Annotated in this window: 18 protein-coding genes, 2 tRNA genes, 1 other RNA gene and 1 pseudogene; 1 reads left to right on the top strand and 21 read right to left on the bottom strand. The window is 51.4% G+C overall.

All coding sequences use genetic code 11. From position 1 onward, the window contains the following. Nucleotides 1–712: 712 nt before the first annotated feature. The 8 genes and pseudogenes from DWX91_RS13685 to ffs form a co-directional block, all read right to left on the bottom strand. Nucleotides 713–1,447, bottom strand: a complete 735-nt coding sequence (locus DWX91_RS13685; protein ID WP_118473066.1) for a CvpA family protein — start codon at nt 1,445–1,447, stop codon at nt 713–715. Beyond that, nucleotides 1,432–2,256: a Cof-type HAD-IIB family hydrolase gene (locus DWX91_RS13680; protein ID WP_118473065.1), complete on the bottom strand. Its 825-nt coding sequence runs from the start codon at nt 2,254–2,256 to the stop codon at nt 1,432–1,434. The genes DWX91_RS13685 and DWX91_RS13680 overlap by 16 nt, the downstream gene beginning before the upstream one ends. Before the next feature lie 120 nt (nt 2,257–2,376). After that, a complete protein-coding gene (locus DWX91_RS13675) occupies nt 2,377–4,617 on the bottom strand; it encodes a hypothetical protein (protein WP_118473064.1) in 2,241 nt (746 codons plus the stop codon). A 90-nt stretch (nt 4,618–4,707) separates the two neighbouring features. Next, nucleotides 4,708–5,307, bottom strand: coding sequence for a recombination mediator RecR (recR, locus tag DWX91_RS13670; protein ID WP_022359051.1), 600 nt, complete (start codon nt 5,305–5,307; stop codon nt 4,708–4,710). 3 nt (nt 5,308–5,310) lie between these two features. Further along, nucleotides 5,311–5,664 carry a YbaB/EbfC family nucleoid-associated protein gene (locus DWX91_RS13665; RefSeq protein WP_022359050.1) on the bottom strand — a complete coding sequence of 118 codons (354 nt, stop codon included), beginning with the start codon at nt 5,662–5,664 and terminating at the stop codon, nt 5,311–5,313. Nucleotides 5,665–5,821: 157 nt separating this feature from the next. Next, nucleotides 5,822–7,440: pseudogene (gene dnaX / locus DWX91_RS13660) on the bottom strand (DNA polymerase III subunit gamma/tau). Between the two features lie 17 nt (nt 7,441–7,457). Beyond that, the gene (locus DWX91_RS13655) at nt 7,458–8,537 is read right to left on the bottom strand and encodes a 6-phosphofructokinase (protein WP_118473071.1); all 1,080 of its coding nucleotides are present in this window, start codon (nt 8,535–8,537) and stop codon (nt 7,458–7,460) included. Nucleotides 8,538–8,873: 336 nt separating this feature from the next. Further along, an RNA gene (ffs, locus tag DWX91_RS13650) (signal recognition particle sRNA large type) lies at nt 8,874–9,136 on the bottom strand. A gap of 272 nt (nt 9,137–9,408) precedes the next feature. Between ffs and DWX91_RS13645 the strand changes: the two genes are divergently transcribed. Beyond that, nucleotides 9,409–10,434: a branched-chain amino acid aminotransferase gene (locus DWX91_RS13645; RefSeq protein ID WP_118473062.1), complete on the top strand. Its 1,026-nt coding sequence runs from the start codon at nt 9,409–9,411 to the stop codon at nt 10,432–10,434. Between the two features lie 55 nt (nt 10,435–10,489). Here DWX91_RS13645 and tadA read toward each other — a convergent pair whose 3' ends face one another. The 13 genes from tadA to yabP all read right to left on the bottom strand — a co-directional run bounded on the left by tadA (nt 10,490) and on the right by yabP (nt 22,289). Then, nucleotides 10,490–10,978: a tRNA adenosine(34) deaminase TadA gene (gene tadA / locus DWX91_RS13640; RefSeq protein WP_117796687.1), complete on the bottom strand. Its 489-nt coding sequence runs from the start codon at nt 10,976–10,978 to the stop codon at nt 10,490–10,492. Between the two features lie 195 nt (nt 10,979–11,173). Continuing rightward, on the bottom strand, nt 11,174–11,401 hold the full coding sequence (locus DWX91_RS18245) for a hypothetical protein (protein ID WP_412693918.1): 228 nt from the start codon (nt 11,399–11,401) through the stop codon (nt 11,174–11,176). Between the two features lie 80 nt (nt 11,402–11,481). Next, the gene (locus DWX91_RS18240) at nt 11,482–12,522 is read right to left on the bottom strand and encodes a hypothetical protein (RefSeq protein WP_412693917.1); all 1,041 of its coding nucleotides are present in this window, start codon (nt 12,520–12,522) and stop codon (nt 11,482–11,484) included. Nucleotides 12,523–12,661: 139 nt separating this feature from the next. Then, nucleotides 12,662–12,747, bottom strand: a tRNA-Leu gene (locus DWX91_RS13630). A gap of 33 nt (nt 12,748–12,780) precedes the next feature. Further along, nucleotides 12,781–12,862, bottom strand: a tRNA-Tyr gene (locus DWX91_RS13625). 155 nt (nt 12,863–13,017) lie between these two features. Then, nucleotides 13,018–15,183: a glycoside hydrolase family 13 protein gene (locus DWX91_RS13615; RefSeq protein ID WP_118473060.1), complete on the bottom strand. Its 2,166-nt coding sequence runs from the start codon at nt 15,181–15,183 to the stop codon at nt 13,018–13,020. A 588-nt stretch (nt 15,184–15,771) separates the two neighbouring features. Further along, nucleotides 15,772–17,580 carry an ATP-dependent zinc metalloprotease FtsH gene (gene ftsH / locus DWX91_RS13610; RefSeq protein WP_333549125.1) on the bottom strand — a complete coding sequence of 603 codons (1,809 nt, stop codon included), beginning with the start codon at nt 17,578–17,580 and terminating at the stop codon, nt 15,772–15,774. A 57-nt stretch (nt 17,581–17,637) separates the two neighbouring features. Then, the gene (gene hpt, locus DWX91_RS13605) at nt 17,638–18,162 is read right to left on the bottom strand and encodes a hypoxanthine phosphoribosyltransferase (protein ID WP_022360393.1); all 525 of its coding nucleotides are present in this window, start codon (nt 18,160–18,162) and stop codon (nt 17,638–17,640) included. Further along, nucleotides 18,155–19,498: a tRNA lysidine(34) synthetase TilS gene (gene tilS, locus DWX91_RS13600; RefSeq protein ID WP_243017875.1), complete on the bottom strand. Its 1,344-nt coding sequence runs from the start codon at nt 19,496–19,498 to the stop codon at nt 18,155–18,157. The genes hpt and tilS overlap by 8 nt, the downstream gene beginning before the upstream one ends. Nucleotides 19,499–19,659: 161 nt before the next feature. Further along, nucleotides 19,660–21,078: a SpoIIE family protein phosphatase gene (locus tag DWX91_RS13595; RefSeq protein ID WP_118473059.1), complete on the bottom strand. Its 1,419-nt coding sequence runs from the start codon at nt 21,076–21,078 to the stop codon at nt 19,660–19,662. A gap of 165 nt (nt 21,079–21,243) precedes the next feature. Further along, nucleotides 21,244–21,594, bottom strand: coding sequence for a septum formation initiator (locus DWX91_RS13590; RefSeq protein WP_243017873.1), 351 nt, complete (start codon nt 21,592–21,594; stop codon nt 21,244–21,246). Between the two features lies 1 nt (nt 21,595). Continuing rightward, a complete protein-coding gene (yabQ, locus tag DWX91_RS13585) occupies nt 21,596–21,994 on the bottom strand; it encodes a spore cortex biosynthesis protein YabQ (RefSeq protein WP_118473058.1) in 399 nt (132 codons plus the stop codon). Between the two features lie 10 nt (nt 21,995–22,004). After that, complete coding sequence (yabP, locus tag DWX91_RS13580) at nt 22,005–22,289, bottom strand: sporulation protein YabP (RefSeq protein ID WP_118473057.1); 285 nt, start codon at nt 22,287–22,289, stop codon at nt 22,005–22,007. Between the last annotated feature and the right edge of the window lie 17 nt (nt 22,290–22,306).

Here is a 22,306-nt window from a genome sequence, read left to right as displayed (position 1 = left end):
CACGCCGCCAGCGTTCATCCTGAGCCAGGATCAAACTCTCATGTTAAAGTTTTGATTCCAGTCAAAATTCGCTTGGCTAATTTTAACCGTTATTACTGTTGTTTTGGTTTTGTTCTGAATGTTCTCTTGAACTTCAAGGCTTAACCAAAAGCCTTTGTTCTTAGAATTTTCAGGGTTTTACATACTGTTCAGTTTTCAAGGTTCTTTGTTGTTGTCTCATTGACAGCTCATTTATATTACCACAAGCAGTTGTCTTTGTCAACAACTTTTTTATTTTATTTTTCGCAGCTGAGCTTTCGCTCAACAGCTTGAATATCATATCATAGGCAGTTGTCGTTGTCAACTATTTTTTCTTAATTTTCAAAACATTTTCGCAAATAAGAAAACCTGTGATATTCGATTTTCCCTGCATATGCAGACCAACGTCAAAACACGTTAGAGTTAAAGTTTACCATTTCAGCATTAACTTGTCAAGCGATTTTCACTTGTTTTTTCGCTGACATATTCCATACAGAATCATTGCGCATCCTCGCGAAGCGTTTATCTCAGCCGAAGACCCAACTCCCACTGAGACAAATTTGCTATTACTCGCCACCTAAAGAGGTGGGAGTCTTCTCGACTGAGATAAAAAATTTGGCACACCTAACTCATCACTAAGTAGCGAGAATGCGGTGTGCCGTTTTTCAATATCACAGTTTTTCTCTATATGCTTTTAAATAATCCGTTTCACAACACCCATCAGGATGCTTCCAAGCATATTGTGGTCATACAGCCAGGTCAGCCAGATATTGCTTTCTATCTGGTTCAGGAAAAGTTCACCAATCGCCGTTGCCGAGAACAGTGTAATAAGCAGTGCTGCAATCCAGACGAAAAAGATCCCTTCCGCACCCCCCAGCACGGCACCTGCCAAACGGTTCAGTTCCGATATGATCGGCAGCCGGGAGACCACATTGAGCGATACGGACAGAACACGCAGTCCGCCGAACACGGCTGCAAACAGCAGAAAAAAACTTATAATATTGATCAGGCTGTTTGCCAGATAACGGCTGACGTAGTGGGTAAAGCTGCTTACACCCAGCGCCTCGTAAACTTCGCTGTTATTATTCTCCAGAAGCGCATCCTTTAACTGTTCCGGAAGCTCCATTTCTTCAATAATACTGCGCTGTACGGATGGCGGCGCCGCGTCAGCTGCCTCATTTTCCGCCTCATCGTCCTTTTGGATAAATTTCGTCACGCTGTCCTCCACCGCCTGATAGACCACCTCATTGCTGCGAAGCAGATTCGCGACAGACGGCGCACCAAAATGAACCACCCCCAGCGACAGCACCAGGGAAACGGCCGAGACTGCCAGGCGGACAAATCCGCGGTAATGCCCGTACAGTACCATGGAAACCAGATAGACTGCCACCACCACGAACAGCCAGTTTTCTTTTATATAAGCACCCATTGTCTGATCGCCTCCGCTACGCCCTCTTCCCGGTTCGAAGCGGCAATCCGGTCTGCGCGTTCCTTTAAAAATGGGGCGCCATTTTCCATCGCTACGCCGATTCCTGCTGCCTCCAGCATGGGCCAGTCGTTTTCGCCGTCTCCAAATGCCATCGTCTCCTCCGCTTCAATTCCCAGATACTGACAGAGATTCCGCAGCCCGCTTCCCTTTGTGATGCCCGCCGCGTTGAGTTCCAGATTCCACGGAAGCGAGGAGGTCACCAGAACCTCCGGCATCGCTTCCAGCTTTGCCCGGACTGCCTGCTTGCTCTCCCGGTCCTTAAAATTTAAATTCATCTTCTGCACCGGGCATTTTTTCTCCCGCAGATACTCCACCATGTCAGTAACTGCCCGGCGCGTCGCCCGGATATAGGCGCATTCACGTTCCGGTATCCCGTATTCTTCCAGCTGTGCCAGCAATCGCGTCTCGCTGACGCCGCCCTCCGATACATACATATCGTAAATAACCGGATGCCGGCGCAGCACCTCAATCACCCGGATCGTCTCTTCCCAGCTCAGGCAGCTTTCCGACACCCAGGTATTTTTCCCGAAATCCCGGACGACCGCTCCATTTGTAAATATGCCATAGTGGACGCCCGGCAGGCTCAAAACCTCCTCTGGCACTGCCGGGAGCGCGCGCCCGGTCGCCGGGACAATCTCAATCCCCCGCTGCGCGCACAGTTCCATCACCTGTCTTGTTTTTTCCGACACGTGCATTTTTTCATTTAACAGTGTCCCATCTAAATCGAGGGCTATTAACCGTGTTCCCATCTTTCTCTCCCGTATCTCTTTTTACTGTCCACTACCAGAAAACGCTGCCGGGAAGCATTCCCCCGCAGCGCTCTCTTTTACTAATTAGTTTTAATTTTAAAATTTCTCGAATTGTTTTAATTAATCAAAAAAATGTTTCTCTTTCAGAATCAGAAGTCCATCCTTATCATATTTCGATGAGAACAGTCCGCTGAAGGATTTCTTCTCCGCCTTATCTGCAGCTTCCTCGATCAAATCTTCGGCACTTGTCTTGGTAAGCGGTTCTCCGTCCTCCTCCATCATCTCAGCACGCTCGTACAGAGCCAGCATGCTCTTTCCCGAAATACTGCAGTCGATCTCCGATGCATATTTGCAGGCATACTGAACAAACTCCTCAACATCCATATCACCGGACTTTTTGGACGGTTTCTCTTCCGGCTCATCCTCTGGATAATTGGAATACTCGTCGTCCTCGCGTTCGTCTTTATAGCTGTCTTTGTAATCGTCCTTATAATCATCACGATAGCCGCCACGCGCATAATCATCCTCCGGCTCATACTCGTCCTTCTCGTAGTGATCTTCTTCGTCTTCATACTCTGGCTCGTCATCGCGTCTTGCCTCTTCCTGACGGCGCAGTTCTTCTCTCTGCTGCTCTGCCAGACGGCGATCTTCCTCCGCTTTACGCGCTTCTTCTGCTTCTTTGGCTGCCAGTGCCTGTGCTTCTTCCTTGGCGCGCTCTTCTTCCTCACGGCGGGCTGCTGCTTCCTGCTGTCTGCGTTTTTCCTCTGCCTCTTTTTCTGCCTGACGGCGGATCTCCGCTTCACGCTCTGCCTGGCGTTTTCTGGCTGCTTCTGCTTCCTGCTGCGCCTGCTGGCGTTTCAGCTCTTCCTCGCGCGCCTGTGCCAGCTTCGCTGCATCGTCTTTCTGGTTTTCACAGCCGATATACTGGAAACGCTCTGCTAATGCCGGATATGCGCGGTGCATCTGCTCTAAACGTGCCTGCGTATCAATCAGAACAACGACCATGCCGGTTTCATCCTGTGTCATCAGTTCTTCCAGCTCTTCCACCGTCAAATCGTCCAGATCGGCTGCATGCTCGACCACCAGATCCTTGCCTGCCAGGCGCTCCGCCACCGATGCGATGCCGCGATGAGAAAGGTTTGCGCCGCTGATCTTGGCAACCGGATGCTTGGTCCCCAGCTCGCGGTGAATCTTTTTCAGGGAATCAAGTGCCATCGCAAGACCGGCTGCCGGATCTTCCGCCTCGATCATCAGATGATTCGATTCCTTGATCTCCTCTTCTTCCTCTTCCGGTTCGAAATCCCAGTCTTCCACTATGGTTTCTTCTTCCTCTTCAAATTCATGAATCGGAGCTTCCTCGCTCTTTTCCTCTGCCGGTTCCAGGTCGCGGAGATTCCTGAAAACACGTGTCTCCCCTTCGGATGCGCCCTCTTCCTCATCGTAAGGCTTGATCTTGGACACTTCTTTTGCCAGCGCTTCTTCCGCCTGTGCTTCATGAAGGCTTGCTACTACATCCTCGTCCAGCGCAGCCTTTTCTACTTTCTCGTCCGCCGGTTTTGTCTCAGCTTTCGGTTTTCCTGCCTTCTCTTCTGGTTCTGCCTGCTCTGGCTGTCCCTCCGGCTCATTCTCCGGTTCGTCGTCCAGCTCTGCCTCCGGCTCATCCGTATCCAGATACTCTCCTTCCGGCTCCGGCTTGCGGTATGTACCGTTCTTGTACTCTTCTTCCACCGCACGCAGCTTCTCTTCGTACTTCTCGCGGTTTTCTACCAGATCCATCTGATATTTCGTCAGCGGCGCATACTGAAGTTTCAGTTCCATTGCCTTATCCACATATTTGCCAAGACCGAACATCAGCATGATCTTGTCGCAGATCCGCACACAGTCGTCCGCCTGGTTCGCCTGATGATAAAGCTCTGCCAGGTGGTACAGCCATTTCTCATCCAGCTCTTCCTGACAATATCTCTCCAGAGAATTGATCTGCTGCTCTAACGGCGCATCCTTCGCCTCCAGAATCAGGAAACGAAGCAGGTACTGGCGCGGGTCATCGCCGGACAGCTCACAAAACTCCCGGTAATATGCCTCTGCCTCCTGAATATTATTTTCACGCAGTGCAAGGTCAGTCAGCTTATATAAAAGCCCCTTTCCAAGCGGCGCTCTCTCATATGCCAGCAATAAAATATCCTTGGCATCCTGATACTCTGCATTTTTCTCATAAATCTGGGAAATCATCGTAAGCAGGCTGGTGCTGCGTACACGACGCCAGTCGATGGTATCGGCGATCTTCATCGCCGTCTCGAAATCTCCCTTGTTGACCAGTTTCTTAATCTGCTCTACCTTGATGTTAAACTCGTATTTATCCATCTTATGCATCTCCTAACTTCCTGCCGCGGCAGAAGTTTTATTGTTACTGTTCACGCATACGTGCCCAGTAACGTTTTATTTGCTCACCGGCTACAGCTCTGTACGCCCATCCAGCGCGCGCAGAAGCGTTACCTCATCAATATATTCCAAGTCGCCCCCGACCGGAACGCCGCTGGCGATTCGCGTCACCCGGATCCCTGTCGGCTTAATCAGCTTGCTCAAATACATCGCGGTCGTCTCGCCCTCCAGGCTTGAGTTGGTTGCGATAATGACCTCACGAACCTCCTCTTTCTGCAGGCGAGTCATCAGCTCCTTGAGCCGGATGTCGCCCGGCCCGATCCCCAGCATCGGGGAGATCGCCCCATGCAGCACATGATAGACCCCGTTGTATTTTCCTGTCTTTTCATATGCCGCCAGATCGCGCGTATTTTCCACCACCATGATCGTCTCATGATCTCGCCGGTCGCTGCTGCAGATCGGGCACAGTTCCTTATCAGTCAATGTGCAGCACTCCTTGCAGTAACGCACATTCTGCTTGGCTTCCAGAATCGCGCCGGACAAGTGCCTGACCTGTTCTTCCGGCATATTGATGATATGAAATGCAAGACGCTGCGCCGATTTACTTCCGATTCCGGGAAGTTTTGACAATTCTTCGATTAGCTTGCTAATCTGACTGCTGTAATAATCCATCGATTAAAACGGGAATCCGCCTCCCAGACCTCCAAGGCCACCGGTCAACTGGGACATCATCTGGCTGCTGTCCTCTTCCGCCTGACGGAATGCCTCGTTGGTCGCCGCCACGATCAGATCCTCTAACATCTCGATATCATCCGGATCCACTACTTCCTCAGACAGTTTCACGGAAAGAACCTCTTTTTTACCAGATACGGTCACGGTTACAGCGCCGCCGCCTGCGGATGCGCTGTACTGCTTCTCCTCCAGCTCTTTCTGCTTCTCTTCCATCTGGCGCTGCATTCTCTGCGCCTGCTTCATTAAATTGTTCATATTGCCCGGCATACCGCCTGGGAAACCGCCACGTTTTGCCATGGTGTCATTCCTCTCTTTCACTTCTTTTTATTTATATTCAGACTGGCTGCCGATTGCAGCCGGTTCTATATATCATATAAACCCACTAATATCATTTATCTGCATTTAATCACAGCTTCTTGCATTACAAAACAAGGCTCATCTTTGGCAAGCTCCACTACACGGAATCATCCTCTTCGACAATCACATCGGTATGGATTGCGTTCTTTAAATCCTCATCACTGACATAAACCGTTCTTTGCGGCACAGCAGATGATTCTAAACGGACTTTAAATTGCAGAGTCTTTTTGTATTTTTCTTGCACTACTTCCTGCAAATTTTTAAGCTCAGGCTCCCGATTGATAATTCCAAACGTATTTTCATCTGTACACACAATGCAAAGGCAGCCTTCGCCCGCCGGTTCTACACTTGTCTTGGGAAGACTGAGTCTAATCGAACCCACAAGCTGGCTCAGGGACGCAATCCGTCCCCATTCTTTCCGCATCAGCATCAGATCTTCGTACTGTGCCGGTGGAAGGGATACCTTCTTCGGCTCAGGCGGCGTTTCCACCACAGCCGTTTTGGAGGATGCCGCCTGCCCCGCTGCCGGTGCAAGGGACGCCAGTTTCTGTAGATTGTCCGGCATTTCCTGCATTTTCTGCTCTAATAGCGTAATCCGCTGTAAAATGGAATCAAGATTCTGTTCCATCGACGGCGTCGTCAGCTTGATAAAGGCAATCTCCACCAGAATCCGCTTCTGTGACGCGTAGCGCAGCTGCCCGGAAAGTTCCGAGAAAATACGGATGTAACGCATCAGCGTTTCCGTATCAACGCCTGCCGCCTCTTCCTTTAAAACTGCCAGATTTTCCTCCGACATATCGAGCATATCGCCCGGTTCGTCGGTCGTCTTGGCAATCAGGAGATTTCGCATATACCAGACGAAATCGTTGACAAGCTGCGAAAGATCGCGCCCCTGGATGATCATTTCCTCAATCTCACGGATGCACGCCTTCGTATCACTTGCAAGCACCGCCTGAAACAGCTTGCCAAACACGCGGTTATCGACCGCGCCCAACACCTCGAGCACATTGTCATACGTCAGCTTTTCCCCGAAATGGAATGCCACGCACTGATCGAGAAGACTTAACGCATCTCGCATCGAGCCATCCGCCGCACGTGCCACATACCTAAGTGCCCGATCGTCTACATCGATCTGCTCCGCCTGCGTCAGCTCCGCCAGCCGTCCCGCGATGGTATCGATCGAGATCCGCTTGAAATCATATCTCTGGCACCGGGACAGGATCGTGATCGGGATCTTGTGGACCTCCGTCGTCGCCAAGATAAATATAACGTAGGACGCGGTTCTTCCAGCGTCTTTAAGAGCGCATTGAACGCGCCAATCGAAAGCATATGAACCTCGTCAATGATGTAGACGCGGTAGCGCCCGTCCGTCGGCGGGTACTGCACCTGCTCCCGGATATCGCGGATATTTTCCACACCATTGTTGGATGCCGCATCGATCTCCACCACATTGAGGGAAGCTCCTTCCGCAATCTGGCGGCACATACTGCACTCGCCGCAGGGGCTGCCGTCCACCGGATGTTCACAGTTGACTGCCCGTGCAAAGATCTTGGCAATACTCGTCTTACCGGTTCCGCGCGTCCCGCAGAAGAGGTACGCGTGCCCGATCCGCCCGGAGTTGATCTGATTTTTCAGGGTCTTTACGATATGGTCCTGACCCCGGACCTCTTCAAAGGACGTCGGACGCCATTTTCTGTACAGTGCTGTATATGACATAAACTACTACTTCCTTACTATTCATCGCCGAAGCTGATGCCTACATCCTTAGCTTCCCGGATAATATCGCTCTTCGGATCGACCATCTTTAATTTACCGGCAATGTCCGCGAGCGGAATTTTTTCAATCTTATTGTTGTTTAAAGCGACCATATAGCCGTATTCTTTGCGGCGGATCATCTCTGCTGCCTCCGCGCCGAGGCGCGTCGCAATCACGCGGTCATACGGACATGGCTCGCCTCCGCGCTGCATATGCCCCGGAACCGTCACACGGATCTCCTGCCCCGTCCGCTCGGAAATCTGGGCGCCCAGCTCGTAAGCGACCGACGGATAAACCGGTCCATTTTTCTTCTTTTCTTTTAATTCTTTCTTGGTCAGGGCTGCATTTTCCTTGGAAATCGCGCCCTCTGCGACCGCCAGAATCGTGAAATTCTTGCCATTTTTAGTACGGCTGCGGATCGCATTTACCACCACATCAATATCATACGGGATCTCCGGCAGGAGAATGATGTCAGCTCCGCCCGCGATGCCTGCATAGAGCGCCAGCCATCCCACCTTGTGGCCCATGATCTCCACGATGAAGACTCTGCCATGAGACGCCGCCGTCGTATGAATACAGTCGATGGCATTGGTCGCTACATCAACCGCACTATGGAATCCAAACGTAAGATCGCTGCCCCAGAGATCATTGTCTATGGTCTTCGGAAGAGAAACGATATTGAGTCCTTCCTCCCGCAGCAGATTTGCCGTCTTCTGGCTGCCGTTGCCGCCTAAAATGACGAGACATTCCAGTTTCAGCTTGTAATAGGTGTGTTTCATCGCTTCCACTTTATCCAGACCGTTCTCGTCCGGCATCCGCATCAGCTTGAAAGGCTGTCTGGAAGTTCCCAGAATCGTACCTCCGCGTGTCAGAATCCCGGAAAAATCCGACTGTTTCATAATCCGGTAGTCTGCATACATAAGACCTTTATAGCCGTCTTCAAATCCAACTATCTCTATGTCATCGAACATCTTGTACAGCGATTTTGCCACGCCTCGCATCGTCGCATTTAAGCTCTGGCAGTCGCCACCGCTGGTTAACATACCGATTCTTCTCATGAGCGCTTTCCCTTTCTTCATAACCGTCCAGTACCTTCACAGTTACCCTTATTCTAAGTTTCCAACAACCCCCATATCAGGATAAACTACACCCATTTTGTAATTATAATACAATCATATCCCGCGGGCAAGAAAAAATTCCTTACAAATATCATAGACATAAAAATACCGGGATACGCGCTTTTAATCTGCTCCGGCACGGTATTCCTACCCCTTGGCAAATCAAATTCCACATATCCCGGCTATATTCACACACCTGCAAAAATGCTTGTTTCTGTATCTATTATTTTCTATTTTTTATTTCATAGGAAGCAATTTCCTATGAAATAAAAAAATCCGCACGCCCGGCTTCGAACGTATGCCATGGACGTTACCCTGACAGTTAACTCGGTCCAGGCTGCCTTGCGGCACACAGAAGCTTCTGCTTAGTGCTGCTGCATTCCTGCCCTGACACGGTTCACAGATTTCTGTTGCGCAAGACCCAGACTTCAACGCCACTTTTCAGGGGCAGCCCCACAGTAAAAACGCCCTCGGTCGGACAACACCCCTGCTATAGCGGATTGCAGGTACAGGGCACCGCTAACTCCCCGGCTGTGCGGAAACTTTATGACTTGGTCTTATATGACGGAATGACCTGCAGACCGTCAGCCTGTTTAGTATACATGGCAGCCGCCGTTTTGTCAAGCCGGAGCTTGACTAACAAGCATTGTATAAAAATACACAAGAATAAATTTTATTGTTTTTTTATCATTTTTTATCCCAGAATCTTGCAACAGAAGAAAGAAATCATTATAATAGGTATAAATCTAGCGACTGCAAAAAGTCAAACAGTTACTAAATCATAAAATTCTGTAAGATTGGAGCAACGATTATGGAAAAGAAAAATATCGACTGGAGCAACATCGGTTTCGGCTATATGCCAACGGATTACCGCTATGTTTCCATGTATCAGAATGGTTCCTGGGACGAAGGCGCCCTTACCTCCGACCCGAATATTACCCTGAATGAATGTGCCTGTGTTCTGCAGTATGCACAGACTTGCTTCGAGGGTCTGAAAGCGTATACGACCGAGGACGGCCATATCGTTACGTTCCGTCCTGACTTAAACGGCGAGCGTATGGAAAATTCCGCAAAAGGTCTTGAAATGCCGCCATTCCCGAAGGAGCGCTTCGTAGACGCCATCACAAAAGTAGTAGAAGCCAACGCAGCATTCGTACCGCCGTATGGTTCCGGTGCAACCCTGTACATCCGCCCGTATATGTTCGGTTATGATTCCATCATCGGCGTTAAACCGGCAAACATCTATCAGTTCCGCGTATTCTGTACACCGGTAGGTCCGTACTTCAAGGGCGGCGCTAAACCGATCACCATCCGCGTCAGCGATTTCGACCGTGCAGCACCTCACGGAACCGGTCACATCAAAGCCGGATTAAACTACGCGATGAGCCTGCATGCGATCGTAGATGCTCATAAGAACGGTTTCGATGAGAACATCTACCTGGATCCGCAGACACGTACCAAGATCGAGGAGACCGGCGGCGCAAACGTTATCTTTATCACCAAAGACGGCAAGCTGGTAACTCCGAAGTCCAACAGCATCCTTCCGTCTATCACACGCCGTTCCATCCTGCAGGTTGCAAGAGATTACCTTGGCATGGAGACCGAAGAGCGTGAAGTATACTTAGACGAAGTAAAAGATTTCGCAGAGTGCGGTCTGTGCGGTACCGCAGCTGTTATCTCCCCGGTTGGCAAGATCGTTGACCACGGCAAGGAAATCTGCTTCCCGGCAGGTATGGAGAAGATGGGTCCGGTTACCCAGAAACTCTATGAGACACTGACCGGCATCCAGATGGGTCACATCAAAGCTCCGGAGGGCTGGATCCACGTAATCAAATAAGGACTGTACCTTTCGGTTTGAACGGAAAATATGGAATGCAAAAAGCTGGTGGAAATCATTCACCAGCTTTTTCTTCTTTCTTCTTTTTTCTCTTTTCACGCAATTCTTTGAAAAATTCTTTCAACATCATCGAACATTCCTCGCCCAAAAGTCCTTCTTCTGTCTCCACCTGATGATTGAATCCTTTTTCATCCAGAAGATTCAGTACCGAACCGGCGCAGCCGGCTTTCGGGTTCATGGAACCGATGTAAACTTTTGGAATCCGCGCCTGCACGATCGCCCCTGCGCACATCGGGCACGGTTCCAGCGTCACGTACAGCTCGCATTCTTCCAGGCGCCAGTCGCCCATGCGCTTGCACGCTTTTTTGATTGCCGCGATCTCCGCATGTGCCAGCGCGCTATGATCGACCATCCGGCGGTTGTAACCCCTGCCGATGATTTTGTCCTCATACACGATCACGCAGCCGATCGGCACTTCTCCGAGCGCCCAGGCTTTCTTCGCCTCGCGGATCGCCGCTTTCATATATTTCTCTTCCCGTGTCAATTTTGCTGCCACTGTTTTTTCCTCCGTTTAAATTTATCCGCTTCCAACAACAGGCATCCTTATCCCAGTTTCCCGACAAGTTTGATCCGCTGCCAACCAAACACCTGAAAGCATTTGACCCGTGTCCATCCTACCCAGAAAAGCTATCCTTTGTCAAGAGTTCTCCAAAAGGATCAACCGGCTTTTATGTAAAATTCAAATCCGTATACCAATACCCGAACCGGCTGTCGCGCGGCGGCTGGCGGGTGGAACGGACAAAACGGTCAAAGCCGAACATCGCCGCCATATATTTTTCATTGTTTCCATAATGTCCCGGCACGCCAGAATGTAGCGCCCCCGTTCGCCGGGTTTCCCCAGTCTCGCCAGAATCAGATATCGGTAGTTGTAGTAACCGTGCAGAAGAAAGCTGTTATTTCCATACACCCAGTTTTCCCGCGGCAGAAGCCCGATATCCTGCGGTTTGATTACCAGAATCTCGCAGCCGTCGGCGCATTCGAAGGCGGTTACTTTCGGATAGGTAACGCGCAGGCGGTCCCAGAGAGTCTCGGCGGGATCTTCTTTGGGAAATTCCTTGGAAGAATCTGGTTGCGGTTGTTTTTGATTTTGAGAGCCTGGCTGAAATGCTTCTTGATGGTCTGGTGGAGAATCTGGAAGCGCCTCTTTCCGGACCTCCCGGGTGGATTCTTGAGAATCTTTCCGCCGTGCTTCTGTCTGTGCTTCCTGATAGGATTCCTGAAAACTTTCCTTCGGTGTCTCCGTTTGCACTTCTTGAGTGGATTCCTGAAACTTTCTTGCGGTGTTTCCGTTTGCGTTTCCTGAACAACTTCTGCCTCTTGATGATCGGATGTTTCTGAGATATCTGGAACCACTTCCATGGTTTCCGTGTCCTCGAAAATCTCCAGGTTTGAATCCTCCAGCTTTTCTGGCTGGGGCTGGCTGATTCCGAAGTCCGTTTCGTTTATATTCACAGCTTCTTTCTTCTCTGTCTCCGTGGATGTGTCCTGACTCTCCATTTCTCCCGACCGGGTAAGTTCTGACGCCTCATCCAATTTTTCTTTCCCTACAGACGCGCTGTTCACTTCCCCAGCTACATTCTCTGCCAGTTTCCGCGTTGCGCCTTCCTTCTCTGCTTCCTGCTCCCGCACTTTCTCAGCAGTCACATCCGCCAGCTCAACCTCTGCCGCATGCGCGACGGCATCTTCCCAGATCGTCGTATAGGCACGCCATGCGCTGTCCGTCTCATGAAGAGTCAGACCACAGCACTCTTCCATATTGCAGCCGCTTCCTTCAATATTTTCACAATTGACGACGGCACGGAACTCCCCATTTCCGCCACGGACAAACAGGGTGCCGATACGGATCTCCTCCTGCCCTGCCAGAAGGTATACGCCGATCGGGCTGCCGCCCGCAAAGACACGGCGGACGCTGACCTGAATCCGGCAGGAAGTTCCCCGCGTCTCCAATTTCGCAAATCCCGTATTTTTCCCTTTGATTCCGCCCTCGTATGCATAGATATATGATATTAACCGATGATATGCAGACATGTTTTCACTCCTTTGCTTTGTATTATATGCAAAAGAAGCGCCGGTTTATGACAGGATTTCTATATCCTGATATAAACCAACGCTGCAAATACGTCCGTATAACGCAAAATCGGGAACAGTTAAAAACTGTTCCCGATACTGCCGGCGACCGGAATCGAACCGGTACGAAGTTTAACCCTCGCAGGATTTTAAGTCCTGTGCGTCTGCCAGTTCCGCCACGCCGGCATCATGATTACTCATGACTGGCACAAAGCCAAATGGATGGAGGTGGATTCGAACCACCGAAGCGAGACGCAACAGATTTACAGTCTGCCCCCTTTGGCCACTCGGGAACCCATCCAAAATTGCTCTGACAGTTGAAGATATAACATGACTGTCTCAAAAAAGCAAGTGTTTTTATATATTTTATTTAATATTTTTATTTCCATTTTTTCCTGCTTTTGATTCTTCTCGTTCAACTGCCAGAAATCATATATCTTGTCGAAGCCGCATTTCCTACAATGCCGTATCATTTCCCGTCAAAACGATACTTCCGACCGGTGGGATTTTCACCTCGATATATCCGTCCTTTACCTCATGTTCAACCTGTCCGGCGTTGTAACCGTCCTCATAGGTCATCATTTCCCGGCGCAGGACCGCCCCGTCGCGCGCGCCGATCTGCCAGACCGGAATCTTGAGCGTCAGCCAGTCATCACCTGTATTGACCGCCGTCACGCCGCAGCACGCGCCGCCAGCTCTCTGAGCACTCTGAAAACGTCCATAGGCAATATAGCCATCTCCCGCCGCCAGCTCTTTCAGGGAACCATTTCTAAATGCCGGACAGCGTTTCCGGATGCCGCTCATGTAGCGGTGGAACTCGATCAGCTCCAGGTTTTCCCCGCCCCACGGGTACGTCCGGCGGCTGTCCGGATCGGTCCATCCACAGACGCCCGCTTCGTCGCCGTAATAGATCGTCGGTGCGCCCGGCCAGGTCATCTGCATGACAACACCCTGGCGGAAAATGCCATAGCTGATGCCTTCCTCCGCTGCTTTTGCACCTGCCGACGCAAGACGGCCCACCCGGCGGTTTGTCCGCGTCATAAAGCGGGAGTGATCGTGGTTGGACAGCTCGTTCATCGCACACTGCATGGAAGCCGTCGGCATTTCACTCATATGGTAGCGCATCGCCTCAAAAAAGGCGCATCCATCCCCAAACAGCGCCGGATTTTCTTCGTCACTGTGCTTCTCCATCCCGGTCAGAAACCATGACAGCGGCTCCATAAACGCATCATAATTCATGACCGTATCCCACTGATCGCCCTTCAGCCAGTCATACGGGCTGCCGTAATGTTCCGCGATCATGACCGCCTCCGGATTTGCCTCCTTGACTGCCGCGCGGAAATCACGCCAGAACTGATGGTTCATCCCGGCGCTCCGCCCCAGATCTGCCGCCACATCCAGCCGCCAGCCATCTGCTCCAAACGGCGCCGACACCCATTTTTTCGCAATCCCCAGAATGTACTGGTACAATTCCGGCGCTTCCTCGTAATTAAGCTTCGGAAGCGTCGCGTGTCCCCACCAGCCGTCGTAGCTGTCATTGAACGGCCAGGCATTTTCATTGTGGAACTGGAAAAAATAGCGATACGGGCTGTCCTCCGAGACATATGCCCCCTGCGGATAGCCGCCCGCGTGCTGGTACAGAAGTTCCGCATCCAGCCATTTATTGAAAGAACCACAATGGTTGAACACACCGTCCACCAGCACCCGGATTCCCCGCTTGTGCGCTTCCTCAATCAGGCGGGCAAAAAAGGCATCGCTCGCCTCCAGGTTCTGCTCATCCGCCGTCCGCGTCATATATTTATGTGCGCGGTCATTGTCCGTATCTTCCGGGCACACCAGTCCGTCTGCGTCCTCCAGAATCACTCCATAATGCGGATCGATATGGTCGTAGTCCTGACAGTCATACTTATGGTTCGACGGTGATACAAATACCGGATTTAAGTAGATTGCTTCTATCTTGAGACTCTTTAAATAATCAAGTTTATCTAAAACACCCTGCAGATCACCGCCGTAAAACCGTCCCACATCGAGTGTACTGATCGGTTCCTTCCAGTCCGTCACCCGGGTGACCGGCTTTTTCAGATAAATATATTCATTGGTTTCCGTATCGTTTGTAGGATCGCCGTTGCAGAACCGATCCACATAGATCTGATACATCAGCGCGCCCTTGCTCCACTCCGGCACATGAAATCCCGGAATCAGGCGAAACGGGTGCGCCGCCGCATCCTCTGTCAGCCCGATCCGGTTGTAAAGACAGACGTTCTCGCCCCAGGTCACCTGAAATACATACGAAAATGTTTTCGTTCCCAGAGTCAGCGCACAGCTGTAGTAATCAAAACGGCTGTCTGACTTGTCAGCCATACCGCTACCATCTATGCCTCGATTTGTATCTGCACCGTTCCCAACGCTGCCAGCACAGCACTCCCACGAAAGCCGTTTCATCTGCCACTCCTGCAAAAGCGCCCCGGTCTCCGGGTCATATTCCAGCAGTACAACCGCATCTGCTCCATTTTTCTCTGTTCTGAAATAAAATGTGACGACTTCACCCGCATCTGCCTCCGAAGGACAACGGTAATCCTCTGTCTCGTCGCAAAATAGCGCGTCGCGATTGATCTGCTCCATCTGTTTCCCTTTCCAGCGGTTTCACCGCTTTCACAATCATGTTATTTTCTGCCCATATTTTACAGGATTTCCCAAAATTACACAAGTTATTTTCACGCCCCTAATTTTAGGTAATAAAAAAGAATGTGCCTTGGCACATTCGGGCGTCTCGCGCGGTCGCTTGCGACATGTTTCTGCTTCGCGCGAGTGTGCATCCTCGCGGAGCGTTTTTTGTTTCATAGGACGTAATTTCCTATGAAATAAAAAAGGTCAGCGGGGTAGCTGACCTTTTTAGGAGAAGGTATTTCGTTTTATGGGGTGTAGCAAAAACTATATAATGTATTGGGGGGGGTTACGTCTATTATAATAGCATAGGAGCGGAAATAAGTGTGCACAAACATCGTTTTATTTCGATTTCTTTTTTGTGCAAATCAACGCTCTTTCCAGAAATGTCCAGCAAAATCCGCCTGAAATTTGCATAAAAGAAGGTGCCGCCACTGCCATTTCCATCTATCCGATGGCTGTCCGGGATGTCTCCCGCACATTCTGGCAGCTGACTGGCACCTTTTTTCAGGCTTATTTCCAGACCTGTCTCATGCTTTCAACTTTTTATGCTTCTGTCACCGGAGTTTCAGCTTCCCCTGACGGCTTTTCTCCATCCTGAAACAGCGCTTCAAACTCAGCCTGGCCGATCTTCTCTTTCTCCATCAGCAGGGCACAGCAGGAATGAAGCACATCTTCATGGTCGAGAATGATCCGTTTTGCCTTGGCGTAGCACTCATCGATGATGCGCTTTACCTCGCTGTCGATCTCGCTCGCCACTTCCTCGCTGTAGGTTCTCGTATGCGCCAGGTCACGGCCAATAAAGACCTCGTTGTTGTCGCCGCCGTAGTTGATCATGCCCAGTTTCTCTGACATACCGTACTCGGTTACCATCGCGCGCGCCATCGAGGTCGCCTGCTTGATATCCTGGGAAGCGCCGGTCGTGATGTCGTCAAAGATAATCTCCTCGGCGATTCGTCCGCCCAACGAAACCATGATATTTTGAAGCATTCTGCCCTTCGTCATATGAAGCTCATCCTGCTCCGGAAGCGGCATCGTATAACCTGCCGCACCAACGCCGGTCGGAATGATCGAAACGGTATGAACCGGTCCCACATCCGGGAGGACATGGAACAGAATCGCATGACCCGCCTCATGGTATGCGGTAATCTTCTTATCTTTTTCGGAAATTACCTTGCTGCGCTTCTCAGCGCCGATTCCCACTTTAATAAAGGCTTTCTCAATATCCGTCTGGGTCAGGAACTTACGTCCCTCTTTTGCGGTATTGATCGCCGCCTCATTCATCAGGTTTTCCAGATCGGCTCCGGTAAATCCAGCGGTTGTCTGCGCGATGCGGTGTAAATCCACATCCTCGCCCAGCGGTTTTTCCTTCGTATGGACGCCGAGAATCTCCTCGCGACCCTTGACATCCGGTCGTCCGACTGCCACCTTTCGGTCAAATCTGCCCGGCCGCAGAATCGCCGGGTCGAGAATATCCACACGGTTCGTCGCTGCCATGACAATAATGCCCTCATTGACGCCGAAACCATCCATCTCAACTAAAAGCTGATTGAGCGTCTGCTCGCGCTCGTCGTGACCGCCGCCCATGCCGGTACCACGCTGTCTGGCAACCGCATCGATCTCATCGATAAAGACAATACACGGGGCATTTTTCTTGGCTTCCTCAAACAAGTCGCGGACACGGGATGCGCCGACACCGACGAACATTTCAACAAAATCCGAACCGGAAATCGAGAAGAACGGAACGCCTGCCTCACCCGCCACCGCTTTGGCAAGCAGGGTTTTACCGGTTCCTGGAGGTCCGACTAAGATCACGCCCTTCGGGATGCGCGCCCCGACGCCGGTGTATTTCTGCGGATTTTTCAGGAAATCTACGATCTCCTCCAGTTCCTCTTTCTCCTCTTCCAGACCGGCAACTTTGGTAAAGTTGACCTTGCTGGTCGATACCATCCGGGCACGGCTGCGTCCAAAATTCATCATCTTGGCATTTGCCCCGCCGCCGGAACGGGAATTGATAAACATAAACAGGAAGATCAGGACGCCTGCGGACAAAGCGATCGGCAAGATCACCGTCATAAAATAGCTATCCTGGCGGACGCTGGTGGTCGTGTACGGAACCCCCGCCTTGCGCAGCGCCATCTCTACTTCCTTCACATCCAGCACATTGAATTCCTCCCGGTCGCCGGAGGTTGTCTCAAAAACAACCTCACCGGTCGGCACCTCGCGGTTCGGGCGGATCTGTGCGCTCTCTACGGTCTTATTCTCCAGATATACCATGAACTCCGGATAGCTTAATTCCCGCTCCGTCGCCATTCCAGGGACTTTCAACGAGAAAAACATGATAACGAGCAGCATGAGGATCAGAAGCCCCACGCCTCCCATCGACTGACGTTGTTTCAACTGGCTTCCTCCTTATACTTCCACAACACCGATGTACGGCAGGTTGCGGTATTTCTGATCGTAATCCAGGCCGTAACCTACGACAAACTCATCCGGGATTGTAAAGCAGGTATATTTAACCTGAACCTGTTTTTTCACGCGGCGCTCCGGCTTATCAAGCAGGGTGCACAGCTCGATATTTTTCGGATTTCTCTGTTTTAATACCTCGATCAGATATGCCAGGGTGCGTCCGGAATCGATGATGTCCTCCACGATGATGACATTCTTGCCCTCCAGCGGCTCGTCCAGATCCTTGATAATCTTTACCACACCGCTTGACTTGGTGTCGGAACCGTAGCTGGATACGGACATGAAATCCAGGGAAACCGGAATAGTCAGGCGTTTTGCCAGTTCGCAGGTAAAGAATACGCCGCCCTTTAAGATACAGATCAGGTGGACTTCCTTTCCCTCATAATCTTTGTTGATCTGTGCTGCCACCTCACTGATCTTCTTGTTTACTTCTTCTTCCGTTAATAATACACGAATCTTATCAGCCACTGCTTTTTCCTCCGTTAAATTCCACCTCAAGGATGGTTTTTGTCTGTTCTGTTATCTTATAATATGCGCTGATCCGGTGCCCCACTATCCACAGGATATGTTTTTCTTCCGCCAGAAGCCAGATTTGCTCCCGCTCCTGTCTCGGAATTTTCTCATCAATCATCCAGGATTTCAGTGTTTTCCGACCACCGGACGGCAGTGTCAGGTAGTCCCCCGGCTGCCGGTGTCTCAGCGATAAGGTACCTTTTATTTTATCATAGTCAAACCATTTCGTATACTGGTTTTTCGGAAATTCATCCCCATTTTCACAGGGGAAAATATGCATCTGCAAAAGATTCTCATCCTGGCTGCCCGGAAGCAAAACCTCTTTTCTTTCCCCTGGATGACTAAGCGGGCGCACTTCAAGAAATCCATATACATTCACCGCCCGGAACCCATGCGGCAGCGAAATACTCTTTCCGGTTCCCTGATGCAGAAGTTCCCGCACCGCCTGCACATGCGTCTCCGTCACGTCCCGGAGCGGCATTTTGCTCTTTAAAAACAACCGCCGCACGATATAACCCTGCACAATCTCCGCCTGTTCTGCCAGCGCTCCTGCATCCGCTTTTCCGTCCGGTGCATGCTTTTGAAGCCATTCTTCTGCCACCTCTTCCAGATAGGCATCTGCCTGCCGGATGCGTCTGCTCGCCTGGTCGATATGACGGACTGCCTGTGCATTCAGGCGCTCTTTTACCGCCGGAAGCAGTTCATTCCGAAGCCAGTTGCGGCTGTATTCACTCTCCTGGTTCGTCGAGTCCTCGACCCAGTCCTGTCCCTGCTGCCGCAGCCATGCCTGAATCTCACTCCGCTGCGCCCAGAGAAGAGGACGGATGATGCGCCCCCGCACCGGAGCAATGCCGGAAAGCCCGGTCAGACCGCTTCCGCGGAACAGGTTAAAAAGAACCGTTTCCGCATTATCATCCGCATGGTGGGCGGTGGCGATGTGAACCCGCCGAATCTCTTCCTCCCACGCCCGCGCCGTCTCCTCATACAGGCGGTACCGTGCCAGTCGTCCCGCCTCCTCGATGGAACATTTCCGGTCAAGCGCCTCTTTTGCCGCATCGATGCGGAACTCATAAAAAGGAATTTCCAGCCGTTCACACAGCATCCGTGAAAATGCCGCGTCCCGATCCGCCTCCGCGCCGCGCAGCCCGTGATGGACATGGAGCGCCCGCAGGGAAATCTGAAACGTCTCCCGCAGCTTCCAGAGCACCAGCAAAAGACCGACGGAATCCGCTCCCCCGGATAAACCGACCAGAACGCCATCCCCCAGCTCAACCATATGATTTTGTTTCATATAAATTTCTGTTTGTTTCTGCATTCTTTTATATTTCTTTTTATCCCTCTTAAAAATAAATCCACTCATAACTGTTCAGTACCTTCACAGTATAACGGATCTCCCCCTATTTCTCAACCTGCCAGATTCTACGTTACTGTTCACGCATACGTGCCCAGTAACTACCCACGTTCCAGCACCGTCCCGACCAACACGGTGCAGTCATCCACCACACCCCCGTCCGAAAGCCCGGACGCAAACGCCAGGATCTGTTCTGCCAGTTCCTGCGGGTTGCCGCCGGAAAGGTTTGATACAAATTCCATGAACGTCTCTTCCTTGTGTTCCCCCGGCATCGCTTCGAGAATGCCGTCGCTTATCATAATGATTTTCTCGCCGTCCCACATTTTCCGCGACATCAGAACCGGCTCCGCGTTCTGTACAATTCCCATCGGCAGCCCGCCTGCTTCCAGAAACTCAACACCCTCACGCCCCAGAATAAAGGTCGGCACCGCGCCCAGCTTCATCGCTTCCAGCACACCTGTCCCCAGATCGATACAACATAGATCGATTGTTGCCGGATTCTGCTCCGTGCCCGCCAGCAAAAGCACCGTATTTACCAATTTGAGCGCCGATCGTGCCGAAAATCCCGTCTCCAGCAGGCGCTGGGTCAGCTCAATGACCTTCTCGCTGTCCTCACTGGCGCTTCTGCCGCTTCCCATGCCGTCCGACAGGCTCATAATCACCTGTCCAGGAAGCCCGGTCTGCACCGTACACGTATCGCCTGAAATCGGTTCACCCTCCCTGGGGCTGCACGCCATGCCGTACACCATCCGGTATTTACCTTCTTCCACAAAACGGAAGGTCGCCGCATTGCGGGTGATCAGGCTTTTGCTGTCTTTCGCCACACTCCAGTGGCTTCCGGCGATCGCGCGTCCCAGAAGTTCCGCCACATCCCGCGCCGTCATGCATCGCCCGTTGACGCTGCGGAGTGTGAGAAACGCCTCCTTCTGCTGATTTTCATATTGAAGCACCAGCATGTTGTCCACGCGCAGATGGCTTCTGCGAAGTATCCCCGAAAGCATCTCCTCCCAGGATGCCGTCACATCCGACGCCTGCTCCATCTGGTTGGAAAATTCCTCCAAAATCGCCGCCAGCTCCCGGAACTGGACGATCACCGCATCCCGGCTTTCCAGAAAACGGTTTTTCCACCCCAGATTCATCGTCGCCCGGCCGAGGCTCCGGTTCAATTCCCGCAAATATGCCTCTCTCTGGGAACAAATCTCATGAAACAGGCGCGGCATGTCCTCCAGGTCGATTTTCCCTTTCTGCTCGAACGTCCGAAGCAGATAATAGAGATAATAACTGTCGTCCCGGCGGTTGCCATAATACAGGTTGCACCGTGTACAATCGCCGCATACCGCCGACGCCGCCGTCTGCATTGCCGCCAGTCCGTCCTCCTTCGTCAGATGCCCCTGCCCGCCGATCTCATCCGCAAACGCCTGCGCCAGACCACCCAGTGACAGTGCCATGCTCTTTAAACGTCTTGCCGTGTAGACGTTGACATCCGCCATATCTCTATGTAAAGTTCTCCGTTTAAGCACAAAAATCCCTCCTAACCTGTATAACGCCATTATATACAGGCTGGAGGGAAATATTTGTCAAACGGACGGAGCAAAATCAGGGAAAACTTCGACATTTTCCGACACATCCAGGAATGCCGCTCCCCTGTGTGGCATGCCCCGGACATTCTATGATGCACCGCAAGCCTAATTCGAATTGGACGGTTTGAGCAGGATCTCATTGCGGTTTACAAGTCCCAGCTTCTCCTTCGCTACCTTCTCGATATACTGCTTGGTCTGCACGTATACGCGGTATTCCTCAAGCTGTTTGGCACGTTCTTCTTCTTTCGCAACCTGTGCCTCCAGATTTTCCTCACGAATTGAATAACTCCTATCCTTTTCCTTGAGATCGATGCCCTTGATGTGCACGGCAACCGCCAGACTCAGCACTACCATCGTAACGCCCACAAGCGCCATCCGGTTGTTTAAATTGTCCTTTTTCTTTTTCCGTGCATTCCCACCCGGTCTGCCTTCTGACATCTGTCTACGCACCTTCATCTCACTTCCTTTCCAGATTCTCTGCCTGTCCCCTTGTTGTATGTTCCTTTCCGGTCTTCTGGCTTTTTTTGCCTCTTCCTTTTATTTTAATCCATCTGCTGCATTTTTTCAATACCGCAAACAAAAGACGGCTGCCCGTCCGGTCATAAAACACCATGCCGCCCAGCACACCCGCCACCGCATAGCCGCGCAGGACTCCGTCATTGTGCCAGAACAAAAGCCGGAACGTCGCAAAACTGGCAAAGAGCCAATACGCCGCATCCTCTATGCCTGTCCAAAATGAGCCGTGCCGCACCAGCCATCGGAAGATCCTAAGCCCGTCATACACCATCATCAGCGCAATTCCCGTACACACACTGCCGCCAAGCAGCCATATTTCCCCTCTCACCGTCCCGCTCATCCGCCACCGCCTAACGGAACAGCCGTCCAAAGAACGACTCCTGCGATTTCCGGCGGGACTCGTTAGAAGAATACGAAAAGCTCTCAAACTCGCCCTCAATATCCACTTCGCCCTTTTCCAGCGTCAGACGGCTCACATGCAGCGCCTTCCCACGCACCGTCAGAAGCCCCATGTCTGTATCGAGAATCATCTGGTTCTCATCAAATGACACCACATCCTGGATCCCCGTCACATTCCCCTTTTCCCGGTTCAGAAGCTCCAGCTTGTGAGGTCTGGCATTCAATTTTTCTTCCATGCAAAAAACCTCCCAAT

Source organism: Clostridium sp. AF22-10 (assembly GCF_003478725.1).
GTDB classification, from domain to species: Bacteria; Bacillota; Clostridia; order Lachnospirales; family Lachnospiraceae; genus Otoolea; species Otoolea fessa.
Note: the sequence above shows the minus strand (reverse complement) of the source record. Positions and strands in the feature narration are given on the sequence as shown.